This window comes from Variovorax sp. YR216 (assembly GCF_900107745.1).
Lineage (GTDB): Bacteria > Pseudomonadota > Gammaproteobacteria > Burkholderiales > Burkholderiaceae_C > Variovorax.
The window spans coordinates 497,079-509,607 of the sequence record NZ_FNRO01000004.1; the positions used below are offsets into that span (position 1 = coordinate 497,079).

Here is a 12,529-nt window from a genome sequence, read left to right on the forward strand (position 1 = left end):
CAGCATGGCCTCTCGAATCCACCCCCTCGCCGGCAAGCCGGCACCGCCCGAGACCCTGATCGACGTCGACCGTCTCATCGCGGCCTATCACGACGGGATTCCGGACCCGGCCGTGCCGTCGCAGCGCGTGGCGTTCGGCACCTCGGGCCATCGCGGCACGTCCTTCGAACTGTCGTTCAACGCGTGGCATGTCCTCGCCATGACGCAGGCGATCTGCGACTGGCGCAAGGCGCATGCGATCGACGGGCCGCTGTTTCTCGGGATCGACACGCATGCGCTCTCCGGGCCCGCCGGCGACAGCGCGCTCGAGGTGCTGGCGGCGAACGGCGTCGATGTCATGCTGGCGGCGAACGACGAGTTCACGCCGACGCCCGCCCTCTCGCACGCGATCCTCACGTACAACCGGGGCCGGCAGTCCGGCCTTGCGGACGGGATCGTCGTCACGCCTTCGCACAATCCGCCGCGCGACGGCGGCTTCAAGTACAACCCGCCCAACGGCGGACCGGCTGCGCAGGACATCACCGGCTGGGTGGAGTCCGCCGCCAATCGATATCTCGAACGGCGGCTGGGCGGCGTGAAGCGCATGCCGCATGCCGACGCGTTGCGCGCACCGACAACCCACCGGCACAGCTACCTCGACGCCTACGTCGGCGACCTCGAACACGTGATCGACCTGGCTGCGATCCGCGACGCCGGGGTCCGGATGGGCGTCGATCCGATGGGCGGCGCCGGCGTGCACTATTGGGGTGCCATCGCCGACCGCTACAAGATCGACCTCACCGTGGTCAACGAGACCGTCGACCCGCGCTTCGGCTTCATGACGCTCGACTGGGACGGCCAGATCCGCATGGACCCGTCTTCCACGTTCGCGATGCAGGGCCTGCTCGACATCAAGGACCGCTTCGATGTCGGCTTCGGCTGCGACACGGACCACGACCGCCACGGCATCGTGACCCGCAGCGCCGGCTTGATGCAGCCGAATCACTACCTGTCGGTGGCCATCGACTATCTCTTCCAGCACCGTCCGCAGTGGCCGGCGAAGGCTGCGGTCGGAAAGACGGCCGTGTCGACCGCGCTCATCGACCGCGTGGCCGCGCGCCTCGGCCGCCGACTGTATGAAGTTCCGGTGGGCTTCAAGTGGTTCGTGGATGGCCTGCTGGATGCCTCGCTCGGCTTCGTCGGCGAGGAGAGCGCTGGCGCGACTTTCCTGCGCCGCGACGGCTCGGCCTGGACCACCGACAAGGACGGCATCACGGCGGCGCTGCTCGCGGCCGAGATCACCGCGCGCACAGGCGGCGACCCCGGCGCGCACTACGCCGATCTCGCCGCCGAATTCGGCCGCCCCTATTCCGACCGGATCGACGCACCCGCCACCATCCCGCAGAAGAAGCAGCTGGCCGCGCTCACGCCCGACCGGCTGCAGGCCACCGAACTCGCCGGCGACAGGATCACCGGCGTGCTGAGCCAGGCGCCCGGCAACGGCGGCGCGATCGGCGGGATCAAGGTGATTTCCGAAGGCGGCTGGTTCGCCGCGCGGCCCTCCGGAACCGAGAACATCTACAAGATCTACGGCGAAAGCTTCCGCAGCGCCGACCACCTGCAACGCATCCTCGGCGAAGCGCAGGCCATCGTCGATGCGGCGATCGCGCCCGCCTCCTGACCTGCGGGACGAGTCGTTACTTTCCTACGCGCGATCGGCGTCGCGGCAGACGCGTGCGGGCGACTGATCAGATGCATCCTCAGGGCGCCACCACTGGAGGAAAGCAATGATCAAGATCGGTATCGTGGATGACCATGCCATCGTGCGAACGGGCCTGCGCGACTTCTTCTCGCAGCATGTCGATCTCCGCGTCGTCGGGGAAGCCGCCACGGGGCGCGAAGCGATCGACCTCGTGCGATCCAACGAAATCGACGTGCTCGTCATGGACCTGTCCATGCCGGGCCAGAGCGGCATCGACGCCATCGCGATGATCCGCGCCAAAGCGCCGGATACCGGCATCCTGATCCTGAGCGGCTATCCGGAAGAGCACTACGCGATGAACCTCATCCGGCAAGGCGCGAGCGGCTACCTCAACAAGGAGTGCGATCCGATGGAGATCGTGGAGGCGATCCGCACCATCGCCCTCGGCCGCCGCTACATCACGCCGACAGTGGCCGAACTGCTCGCGCGGCAGCTGGACCGCAACAGCGACACCGCGCCGCACGAGCAGCTGTCGGAGCGCGAATTCCAGGTCTTCCTCAAGCTGGCGACCGGCGAAACCGCCGGCAGCATCGCGGAGGCGCTTTCGCTGTCGGTGAAGACGGTGAGCACCTATCGCAGCCGGCTGATGGAGAAGATGAACCTCACCTCCAACAGCGACCTGACCTACTACGCGCTCAAGAACCAGTTGATCAGCTGAGCATCGATCGGCCAGGTACTGCAACTCCCGTGGCCCCATCGCACTCTCACCCCGCAGGCGCTTTTCAGCGAATGCGGGGTTTCTCATGAATGTGCGTTTCCTGTTCGTCTCGTGCCTCTCGATGGCAGCTGCCGCCGGGCCCTGGCTCGTACATGCCCAGACGACGAGCGCGGCGGGCATCTCCGCAGAGTCGAGCGAACAGCTCGAAGCCGACTACCGCGTGATCGCCGCCCGCTGCGGAACCCCCGCTTTCGAGAAATCCTTCTACAAGCAATCGAAAGCCGCGGTGGCCGCCGGCCTCGTCACTCGCCATCGCGACCCCGTGCAAGTCGAGAAGACCGTGACCGCGCTGCGACGCAACCCCGTGGTGCTGATCGGCGCACAGGCGGACTGCCCCGCCCAGATCGAGCATCTGAAAGAGGTCCAGAAGGAGCGCGCCAAGGCGCTTCGCAAAGGCGGGGCAGCAAAGGCATGAGCGGGCGATGACGAAAGCTGTAGGCCTTCGGGCGGCGACACCGGTCGATTGGCCGATTTCCAATCCGGCCGGCGCAAAGCAGACTGCGGGCATCGGAATCGTGAGGGATGCGGATCATGGAAACTGACCTCTACACGCTGGGCGTGCTCGGGATGGTGCTGATGTGCGGCTGGCTGGTGAACCATGCCAATCCCTGGAGCAGTTCGGATCTGGCGCAGGAATTGCGGCTTCAGCTGGTCCGGTCCACCGACGCCATCCGCGGCGCGCCGCATCGCCGATGAGATCTCCGCGGCCAGTGGCCGCCATGGCCTCGGTGCGGCGCAAGTCGGCATTGCTTGCCGCCGCCTCGCTCCTCATCGCAGCGATGGGGCTGCAAGGCTACGCGTCAGGGTATCCGATGGGAATGGCGCTCCTGGCCGCCGCCACCGTGCAGGCGTTGATCTGTTCCGCGATGTTCCGCAGCCGACTGCTGGTTGCGGCCGTCGTGACCAACCTGGTGCTCTTCGTCATCCACGCGATCGTGCTCAGCCCGTTTCTGACCCAGCCGGACCCGCAGCCGATCTTCATGTTCGGCGACTTCTGCTTTGCCGTGTTCGCGGGCGCCTCGCTCGTTTTCACGCCGGTCGAGACCATGGCGCTGATCGTGCGCGACGCCTACCTCAAGCGGCCCAGGCACAGGACGCCGGGCTGATGCGCGCCGCCCGGATTTCCGGGCCCACATAGCCGACCATGTGCATTGGCGACCCGGCTGTGAAATCATCGGCAGAAAAAAAAGGGAGAAAAAAGAATTAGCGCACTTCCATCCAGAATTCCGACATGCCGCAATTGATGCTGACGACGGTCTCCGGCGAAACCACTCAAATCACGCTCAGGCCCGACGAGAACACCATCGGCCGCGGGCCCAAGAACGACATCGTCATCGATTCCCCGCAGGCGAGCCGCGCCCATGCCGTCATCACGGTCGAGCCGGCGTTCGTCACCATCCGGGACCTGGGCAGCCGCAACGGAACCTTCGTCAACGACCACCGCATCGAAAGCCAGCTGCTCGTCCACGACGACACGATCAAGCTCGGCAGCTACGAAATGCGCTTCGTGTCGGGCGACCAGGAATTCAGTCATGTCGAAGCCGAGCGGGTCTCCACCGAACCGCGACTGCTGCTGCATCTGGAACTGGAAGACGATCCGACCGCGCCAGAACCGCTGATCACAGCCCCGGGTAAACCCTGATTCAAGAAATCGTCGCGCTCACCGAGGACCGGGCCGCGCCGGCCTTGAAACGTCACAAAACGCCCTTATGATTAGCACTCGTTGGAGTTGAGTGCTAACAACAGCGCTCTCCACGATGCGGCGCAGGCCTGGTGCTTGCGCCGAAACAAACCCCCGTTTCTTATCAGGAGATGCAATGAAACTTCGTCCTTTGGCCGATCGCGTGATCGTCAAGCGCATTGAAAGCGAAACCAAGACCGCCTCGGGCATCGTGATCCCCGACAACGCGGCCGAGAAGCCCGATCAAGGCGAAGTCCTGGCCGTCGGCCCGGGCAAGAAGAACGACAAGGGCGACATCTCGGCGATGAGCGTCAAGGTCGGCGACCGCGTCCTCTTCGGCAAGTACAGCGGCCAGACCGTCAAGGTCGACGGCGACGAACTCCTTGTCATGAAGGAAGACGACCTGTTCGCAGTCGTCGAGAAGTAATCCTTCGCACCTTCATCCCTCACACAAACTGAATCTCGGAGAAATCACATGGCAGCAAAAGACGTAGTCTTCGGCGGCGAAGCCCGCGCGCGCATGGTCGAAGGCGTGAACATCCTCGCCAACGCAGTCAAGGTCACCCTCGGTCCCAAGGGCCGCAACGTGGTGCTCGAGCGCTCCTTCGGCGCCCCCACCGTGACCAAGGACGGCGTGTCGGTCGCCAAGGAAATCGAACTCAAGGACAAGCTCCAGAACATGGGCGCCCAGCTCGTGAAGGAAGTGGCTTCCAAGACTTCGGACAACGCCGGTGACGGCACCACCACCGCGACCGTGCTGGCACAAGCCATCGTTCGCGAAGGCTTCAAGCTGGTCGCCGCCGGCATGAACCCGATGGACCTGAAGCGCGGCATCGACAAGGCGGTCACCGCCCTCGTCGCCGAGCTGAAGAAGGCTTCCAAGGCCACGACGACCTCGAAGGAAATCGCGCAAGTCGGCTCGATCTCGGCCAACAGCGACGAAACCATCGGCAAGCTCATCGCTGACGCGATGGACAAGGTCGGCAAGGAAGGCGTGATCACCGTGGAAGACGGCAAGTCGCTCGACAGCGAACTCGACGTCGTCGAAGGCATGCAGTTCGACCGCGGCTACCTGTCGCCCTACTTCATCAACAACCCCGAAAAGCAAAGCGCGATCCTGGACAACCCGTTCGTGCTGCTGTTCGACAAGAAGATCAGCAACATCCGCGACCTGCTGCCCACGCTGGAGCAAGTGGCCAAGGCAGGCCGTCCGCTGCTGATCATTGCCGAAGAAGTCGAAGGCGAAGCCCTGGCGACGCTGGTCGTGAACACGATCCGCGGCATCCTGAAGGTCGTGGCCGTCAAGGCACCGGGCTTCGGCGACCGCCGCAAGGCCATGCTGGAAGACATCGCCATCCTGACGGGTGGCAAGGTCATCGCCGAAGAAGTGGGCCTCACCCTCGAGAAGGTGACGCTGGCCGACCTCGGCCAGGCCAAGCGCATCGAAGTGGGCAAGGAAAACACGATCATCATCGACGGTTCGGGCGCTGCTGGCGACATCGAAGCCCGCGTGAAGCAAGTGCGCGTGCAGATCGAAGAAGCCACCTCCGACTACGACCGCGAAAAGCTCCAAGAGCGCGTGGCCAAGCTGGCTGGCGGCGTGGCCGTGATCAAGGTCGGCGCTGCCACCGAAGTCGAAATGAAGGAAAAGAAGGCGCGCGTCGAAGACGCCCTGCACGCCACCCGCGCTGCAGTGGAAGAAGGCGTGGTTGCCGGTGGTGGCGTGGCCCTGCTGCGCGCCAAGCAAGCCGTGGGCGACAAGCTCAAGGGCGACAACGCTGACCAGGACGCCGGCATCAAGCTGGTGCTCAAGGCCATCGAAGCACCCCTGCGCGAAATCGTGAACAACGCCGGCGGCGAAGCCTCGGTGGTCGTGAACGCTGTGTTGGCCGGCAAGGGCAACTACGGCTTCAATGCCCAGAACGACAGCTATGGCGACATGCTCGAGCTCGGCATCCTGGACCCGACCAAGGTGACCCGCACGGCCCTGCAGAACGCGGCCTCCGTGTCTGCCCTGCTGCTGACGACCGAAGCCATGGTCGCCGACGCACCGAAGGAAGAAGCTGCCGGCGGCGGCATGCCCGACATGGGCGGCATGGGTGGCATGGGCGGCATGGGCATGTAATTCACGCCCGGCTTCCAGCCAACGAAAAACCTCGCAGCGAAAGCCGCGAGGTTTTTTTTCGTCCGCACGGATTGCGAAAAGCCCTCACACTGGGCGCTCAGGAGACAGACGATGAACACACACATCGAATCCCGCGCCTCGGCCACCATCTCGCGCCGCCCGGCGCTCCTCGCGCTGGCGCTTGCCGTCTCGCTCGCGCTCTGCCCTTCAGGCGCCGCGCTGGCAGGCGAAAAGGCGGTCGTACTCCCGCCGCCCGCGGACGACCCGGTCGCGGCCAATGCACCGGCATCGGAGACAGCCATCCTTGCCGGAGGCTGTTTCTGGGGCGTGCAGGGCGTGTTCCAGCACGTCGACGGCGTCACCAGCGCGGTCTCGGGCTATGCCGGCGGCGACGCCGGTACCGCGCACTACGACATGGTCGGCATGGGCAACACGGGCCATGCGGAGTCGGTCCGCATCACCTTCGATCCGAAGCAGATCAGCTACGGGCGGATCCTGCAGATCTACTTCTCGGTCGCCCACGATCCGACCGAGCTGAACCGGCAAGGGCCGGACGTCGGCATGCAGTACCGCTCGACGATCTTCCCGACGAACCCCGAGCAGGCTCGTATCGCAAAGGCCTACATCGTGCAGCTCGACGGCGCGAAGGTCTTCGGCAGGAAGATCGCCACCACGGTCGAACCGCTCAAGACTTTCTACCCGGCGGAGGCCTATCACCAGGACTTCATGACCCGCCACCCGGACCACCCGTACATCTCGTACAACGACCTGCCGAAGGTCGACAACCTCAAACGGGTGTTTGCGGATCGCTATCGCGCGAAGCCGGTGCTGGTGGGTGCCGGCGCGTGACGTTCAAACGCCTGCCGGCTGCGGCTGCGGCGGCGGCGGCGGCCCATAGGCGTTGGACTCGGTCTGGCTCGGCTGCACCGTGAAGTAGAGGAGCACCAGGCCGCCGACGACAGGGATCAGCCCGATCAGCAGCAGCCACGCGGACTTGCCGACGTCATGGAGACGCCGCGCGCCCGCTGCCAGCAGCGGCAGCAGGAAGGCAAGGACCACGAGCAGGTAGAGGTAGTCGTTGATGAAGCGGGCGACGAAGGACAGGATCACGTAGGCCAGGACGAACCACCAGTACTCGGGCCGCGAGGCGCGGCCGGAAAAGTCGACGTACTTGCGAAAGCAGGTCTGGACGGCCTGTTGAAAGTTCATGAGCAACTCCTCTCGATGATTCCCACGGGACAACCCCGCGGCCATCATATCGAGCAGTGCTGCGAATACCGATGACGACCGTCAACGATGCGGTCGCAACCTCTGAAGCAGCCCCGCGGTGGACGCGTCCAGACCCTCGGCATTGCCGGACGCAAGCCTCGGCTCGATGTCCCTGGCCAGCACCTTGCCGAGCTCTACGCCCCATTGGTCGAAGCTGTTGATGCCCCACACCGAACCGCTCGTGAACACGCGGTGCTCGTACAGGGCGATGAAGGCCCCCAGCGATTCCGGCGTCAGCTTCTCGAACACGAAGAAGCTGCTGGGCCGGTTGCCCGGGAAGTTCCTGTGCCCGCCGGCATCCACCTGCCCGCCGGCATCCACCTGCCCGACCATCAGCGCCTGCGCCTGCGCGAGCGCATTCGCCAGCAGCTTGGGATGGTGGCCTTCGAGGTCATGGGCTGCATCGCGCACCGCGATGAACTCCAGCGGAATCACGTCCGTGCCCTGGTGCAGCATCTGGAAGTAGGCATGCTGCCCATTGGTGCCCGGCTCGCCCCAAAGGACCGGCGACGTACCGAACGACACCGGCTTGCCGTCCATGTCCACCTGCTTGCCGTTGCTCTCCATTTCGAGCTGCTGCAGGTAGGCCGGCAGCCGCCGCAACGAACTGTGATACGGCGCGATGCAGCGACTCGTGAAGCGATGGAAGTCGCGATACCAGACGTCGAGCAGGCCCAGGCGCACCGGCAGGTTCTGTTCGAGCGGCGCGGTGAGGAAGTGCTCGTCCATTGCACGGGCGCCGGCCAGCAGCCGCCTGAACCCTTCCGCACCGATCGCCAGCGCAATGGGCAAGCCGATCGAAGACCACAGCGAATAGCGCCCGCCGACCCAGTCCCAGAAGCCGAAGGTGGTCTCGATGCCGAACTCGCGCGCGGCCTCGACGTTGGTGGTGAGCGCCGCGAAATGGCGCGCGATATCGACACTGCCCGACTGTTCGAACCAGCGCTTGGCCGAACGCGCATTCGCCATCGTCTCGGCGGTGGTGAAGGTCTTTGAGGCGATCAGGAACAGCGTGTGCTCCGGCGCCAGGCCGCGCAGCACCCCATCGAGTTCATGGCCGTCGACGTTGGAGACGAAGTGGAAGCGCTTGCCTCGCGCGACATCGGCCTCGAGCGCCAGCACCGCCATCTGCGGTCCGAGGTCGGAACCGCCGATGCCGATGTTGACCACGTCGGTGATCGTATGGTCCGCGCGCACCTCTTCGGCGAAGGCCAGCATCGCGGTCATCGTGGCCTGCACATCGTTGAATGCCGACGCCAGGCTCGCATCCACCGCGGCGCCCGGCGGCGTTCGCAGGAGCGTATGGAGCACCGCGCGGTTTTCAGTGGTGTTGATGTGCTCGCCCGCGAACATCGCGTCCCGATGCGCTTCCAGTCCCGTCTCGCGGGCCAGCGCCATGAGCAACGCCTCGGTGCGGGCATCGATCAGGTTCTTCGACAGATCCGCGAAGACATGGGGCGCCGACTGGCTCAGTGCGCCGAAACGCTTCGGATCCTCCGCAAAGGCCCGGCGCAAATCGAAATCCTTGCCGCTCGCGTCGTAGTGCGCCCGCAGCGAAGCCCAGGCGGCCGTTCTGTCCCCGCGGGTGCATTGCATCATCAGGCTCCCATGAGTTTCTCGAGCTTCACCGCGTCGGCGGCGAAGGCACGGATGCCTTCTGCGAGCTTCTCGGTGGCCATGGCATCCTCGTTCAGCGCGTAGCGGAATGCCGGCTCGTCCAGGACAACCTTCGGAATGTCCTCACGCTTTGCGGCTTCCGCATCCAGGGCATGCGCGAGCGGCGATTCGCTGGCGGCGAGTTCCGCGAGCAGTTCGGGGCTGATGGTCAGCAGGTCGCAGCCGGCGAGGGCCGCGATCTGGCCCACGTTGCGGAAGCTCGCACCCATGACCTCGGTCCGGATGCCGTGCTTCTTGTAGTAGTCGAAGATCGCGCGAACGGAGTTCACGCCCGGATCGTTGGCGCCGGCGTTCTCCGCCTCGTTCCAGCTGCTGCCGGCCGACTTCTTGTACCAGTCGTAGATGCGGCCGACGAAGGGCGAGATGAGCTGTGCGCCGGCCGCCCCGCAAGCCACCGCCTGGGCGAACGAGAACAGCAGCGTCAGGTTGCAGTGGATGCCCTTCTGCTCGAGCCGGCGCGCCGCCTCGATGCCCTCCCAGGTGGAGGCGATCTTGATCAGCAGACGCTTCTCGACGTCGATGCCCTCGGCGCGGTACAAAGCCACGATGCGCTCCGCACGGGCGATGGTGGCCTCGGTGTCGAAGCTCAACCGGGCATCCACCTCGGTGGAGACGCGGCCGGGAATGATCGAGAGGATCTCGGTGCCGAAGCGCACCAGCAGGCGGTCGATGACCTCGTCGATCGGCTTTCCGTCATGCTGGCGGACCGCTTCGTCGAGCAGTGGCCGGTACTCCGGCTTCTGCACCGCTTTCAGGATGAGCGACGGATTGGTCGTCGCATCGCGCGGCTTGAACTGGGCGAGCTGGCGGAAATCACCGGTGTCGGCTACCACGGTGGTCCATTGACGGAGGGTATCGAGTTGGTTCATCAGGCCATTATCCCGCCGCAAAACTACAGCTCGTGTGGTCCCCGGCTGACGCCGGCCCGTACCGCGGGTCACTAATCTTGTCTGTCCTACCGACCGTCTCTCAGGAGGATCTCCATGGGTCTTCGCACTCGCCGGGCACCGCCGCCCGCAGCCGCATTCGATGATCGCGCCGTCAGTGCCTCGATCGGGACGCTGGCCACGGCCTTCTGCGTCGGGGGCGCGCTGACGCTCCTGGCGCTTTCCACCACGCGCAGCGCACGCAACGGCGCGATCGTCGGCCCGGCGGATGGCGCACCGCTGATGCGTGCACCGCTCCAGGTGGTCGCGCCGGTCGATCTCAGGCGCTACGCGGGACTGTGGCACGAGCAGGCGCGCCTGCCCAACCGGTTCGAGCGCCAATGCGCCGGTCCGGTGACCGCCGAATACACCTTGCTGGACGATGGCAACGTGCAGGTGCGCAACCGTTGCCTCGCCGACGATGGACGGCTCGACGAATCGATCGGCGTTGCCCGTGTGGTGAACGTCCCGGGCCAGCCGGGCGCGGGCCGGCTCGAGGTGCGATTCGCGCCCGACTGGCTGGCATGGCTGCCCGCCGTATGGGGCGACTACTGGATCCTCAAGCTCGATCGCGACTACCAGGTCGCGCTGGTGGGCACGCCCGACCGCAGGTACCTGTGGGTCCTGTCGCGCGTGCCGGTGCTTGACGCGGCCGCGCTCGACGCGGAACTCGACTACGCCCGCACGCTTGGCTTCGATGTCGACAAGGTGGTGCTGACCGGCAAATAGGCCGCCAGTTGCACAGGCAGCTGGCTCGGTCGCACGCAGTGGATCGCCTTCCAGCCCAGCTGGCGCGCGGCTTCGACGTTGGCGGCGGAATCGTCGATGAAGACGGTCTCCGAAGCCTCGAGCCCATAGCGCTGGGCAAGCAGGTCGTAGATGCCGCGCTGCGGCTTCATCATCTTCACGTCGCCGGAAAAGATGCCGCCATCGAACCACGCGAAGAAGGCATGGCGATATTCGAGCACCCGCGCATACGGCTCCGGCATGTTCGAGAGGTAGTAGAGGCGCAGGTCTTCGCCGGCATCGCGCCGATCACGCAGCTTCGCAAGCAGGTCCATCGTGACTCCGATGGGCTCCAGCCTCTCGCCCATGGGCTCGAGCACCTCGCTGAGCCGCTCGCTCGGCAGGGAAAGACGCAGGGCCATCCGGCCGATCGCGTCGTCGAGCGAGTGCGTGCCGCGATCGAAGCCGAGCCAGTCCTCGTGATGGAACATCTGCGTCGCCAGTGCGTGCGCCGCGTCCGCCGTGGGCGCGTGCGCCTCGAAGTGCATCTGCACCAGCGCCACCGGCTCCCAGGCCAGAAGAACGGCACCGAGGTCGAAGACGACATTCATAGGGCAACGGGCACGATGGACACGCCGTGATGGGTCAGGGACAGATGGGTCTGCGCGCCCGCGGCAAGCGGATGCACGAGGTCGGTGGACACGACGAACACCGAGCCGAGCGCGGTGTCGAAAGCATACTCGTAGAAGTTGCCGAGAAAGGACGCCTTGCGCACCGTCGCCGGCAGGCCCACCGCCGCACCGATGTACCAGGCTTCCGGCCGCACCGCGACCTTGACGATGCCCGGTGCGACCGCATGGCGCGGCGTGAGCGTCAGCGGCCCCATCTGCACCCGCCCGTCGGGATGGGCGAGCGCCGGGAACACCATCGCCTCGCCCATGAAGCCCGCGACGAACTCGCTTTCCGGATTGCCATAGAGCTGCTCGGGCGTGCCGCGCTGGGCGATCACGCCATGGTCCATCACGATGATCTGGTCGCTGACCGCCAGAGCCTCGCTCTGGTCATGCGTGACGTAGGCCACCGTGAGCTGCAGGCGTTGCTGCAGGTTGCGGATTTCCTCGCGCATCTCGCGGCGCAGGCGCGCGTCGAGGTTGGACAGGGGTTCGTCGAACAGCAGCACCGCGGGCTCCAGCACCAACGCACGCGCCAGCGCCACGCGCTGCTGCTGCCCGCCGGAGAGCTCGCTCGGCAGCCGTTCGTCGAAATCGACCAGCCCGACGCCCTTCAGCGCATCGCGCGCCCGGGCACGCGCCTCGTCCTTTCGCACGCCGCTCATCCGCAGGCCATAGCTGACGTTCTCGATCACGTTCATGTGCGGGAACAGCGCGTAGCTCTGGAACATCATGCTCACGTTGCGCTCGGAAGGCCCGAGGTCGGTGACGTCGCGTCCGCCCATGATGATCGTTCCCGAGGTCGGCGACTCCAGCCCTGCGATCATCCGCAACGTGGTGGTCTTTCCGCATCCCGAAGGGCCGAGGATCGTGGTCAGCGTGCCGGCCGGCACCTCGAAGCTGATGCCCTTGACCGCGAGCGGCGCGTTCGCGTTCTTGCCGTAGCGCTTGGTGACGTTGCGGAATTCGATGCCGTTGCTCATGGTTTCCCTCGT

15 protein-coding genes are annotated in these 12,529 nt (G+C 65.7%); 10 read left to right on the forward strand and 5 right to left on the reverse strand.

Features of this window, described 5'->3' with window-relative positions; translation table 11 throughout:
• Positions 1 to 4: 4 nt before the first annotated feature.
• The 9 genes from pgm to msrA all read left to right on the forward strand — a co-directional run bounded on the left by pgm (position 5) and on the right by msrA (position 7,114).
• Positions 5 to 1,660 (forward strand): phosphoglucomutase (alpha-D-glucose-1,6-bisphosphate-dependent), encoded by a 1,656-nt coding sequence (gene pgm / locus BLW05_RS15720; RefSeq protein ID WP_093163900.1) that lies wholly within the window; start codon positions 5 to 7, stop codon positions 1,658 to 1,660.
• 106 nt (positions 1,661 to 1,766) lie between these two features.
• Positions 1,767 to 2,399, forward strand: a complete 633-nt coding sequence (locus tag BLW05_RS15725) for a response regulator (protein WP_093163902.1) — start codon at positions 1,767 to 1,769, stop codon at positions 2,397 to 2,399.
• An 85-nt stretch (positions 2,400 to 2,484) separates the two neighbouring features.
• Positions 2,485 to 2,874, forward strand: coding sequence for a hypothetical protein (locus BLW05_RS15730; RefSeq protein WP_093163904.1), 390 nt, complete (start codon positions 2,485 to 2,487; stop codon positions 2,872 to 2,874).
• Between the two features lie 116 nt (positions 2,875 to 2,990).
• Positions 2,991 to 3,155 carry a hypothetical protein gene (locus BLW05_RS35950; RefSeq protein ID WP_177142667.1) on the forward strand — a complete coding sequence of 55 codons (165 nt, stop codon included), beginning with the start codon at positions 2,991 to 2,993 and terminating at the stop codon, positions 3,153 to 3,155.
• 14 nt (positions 3,156 to 3,169) lie between these two features.
• Positions 3,170 to 3,565 carry a hypothetical protein gene (locus BLW05_RS15735; RefSeq protein ID WP_143044834.1) on the forward strand — a complete coding sequence of 132 codons (396 nt, stop codon included), beginning with the start codon at positions 3,170 to 3,172 and terminating at the stop codon, positions 3,563 to 3,565.
• Between the two features lie 125 nt (positions 3,566 to 3,690).
• A complete protein-coding gene (locus tag BLW05_RS15740) occupies positions 3,691 to 4,101 on the forward strand; it encodes an FHA domain-containing protein (RefSeq protein WP_093163907.1) in 411 nt (136 codons plus the stop codon).
• Positions 4,102 to 4,276: 175 nt separating this feature from the next.
• Positions 4,277 to 4,567, forward strand: coding sequence for a co-chaperone GroES (gene groES, locus BLW05_RS15745; RefSeq protein ID WP_093163908.1), 291 nt, complete (start codon positions 4,277 to 4,279; stop codon positions 4,565 to 4,567).
• Positions 4,568 to 4,615: 48 nt separating this feature from the next.
• Complete coding sequence (groL, locus tag BLW05_RS15750) at positions 4,616 to 6,265, forward strand: chaperonin GroEL (protein ID WP_093163910.1); 1,650 nt, start codon at positions 4,616 to 4,618, stop codon at positions 6,263 to 6,265.
• A 111-nt stretch (positions 6,266 to 6,376) separates the two neighbouring features.
• Positions 6,377 to 7,114: a peptide-methionine (S)-S-oxide reductase MsrA gene (gene msrA / locus BLW05_RS15755; RefSeq protein WP_093163911.1), complete on the forward strand. Its 738-nt coding sequence runs from the start codon at positions 6,377 to 6,379 to the stop codon at positions 7,112 to 7,114.
• Between the two features lie 3 nt (positions 7,115 to 7,117).
• Here the strand turns inward: msrA and BLW05_RS15760 are convergent, their stop codons facing one another.
• From BLW05_RS15760 to tal, 3 genes are all read right to left on the reverse strand, one after another.
• On the reverse strand, positions 7,118 to 7,474 hold the full coding sequence (locus BLW05_RS15760; protein WP_093163913.1) for a DUF805 domain-containing protein: 357 nt from the start codon (positions 7,472 to 7,474) through the stop codon (positions 7,118 to 7,120).
• Between the two features lie 81 nt (positions 7,475 to 7,555).
• Complete coding sequence (gene pgi, locus BLW05_RS15765; protein WP_093164089.1) at positions 7,556 to 9,130, reverse strand: glucose-6-phosphate isomerase; 1,575 nt, start codon at positions 9,128 to 9,130, stop codon at positions 7,556 to 7,558.
• Between the two features lie 2 nt (positions 9,131 to 9,132).
• Complete coding sequence (tal, locus tag BLW05_RS15770; RefSeq protein WP_093163914.1) at positions 9,133 to 10,080, reverse strand: transaldolase; 948 nt, start codon at positions 10,078 to 10,080, stop codon at positions 9,133 to 9,135.
• A gap of 114 nt (positions 10,081 to 10,194) precedes the next feature.
• Here tal and BLW05_RS15775 point away from each other — a divergent pair, with 114 nt between their 5' ends.
• Positions 10,195 to 10,866 (forward strand): lipocalin family protein, encoded by a 672-nt coding sequence (locus tag BLW05_RS15775; protein WP_093163916.1) that lies wholly within the window; start codon positions 10,195 to 10,197, stop codon positions 10,864 to 10,866.
• Here BLW05_RS15775 and BLW05_RS15780 read toward each other — a convergent pair.
• Together BLW05_RS15780 and BLW05_RS15785 are read right to left on the reverse strand one after the other, a co-directional pair.
• Complete coding sequence (locus BLW05_RS15780) at positions 10,812 to 11,474, reverse strand: HAD family hydrolase (RefSeq protein WP_093163918.1); 663 nt, start codon at positions 11,472 to 11,474, stop codon at positions 10,812 to 10,814. The genes BLW05_RS15775 and BLW05_RS15780 overlap by 55 nt on opposite strands.
• Positions 11,471 to 12,517 (reverse strand): ABC transporter ATP-binding protein, encoded by a 1,047-nt coding sequence (locus BLW05_RS15785; RefSeq protein ID WP_093163920.1) that lies wholly within the window; start codon positions 12,515 to 12,517, stop codon positions 11,471 to 11,473. Before BLW05_RS15785 ends, BLW05_RS15780 begins: the two co-directional genes overlap by 4 nt.
• Positions 12,518 to 12,529 lie beyond the last annotated feature (12 nt).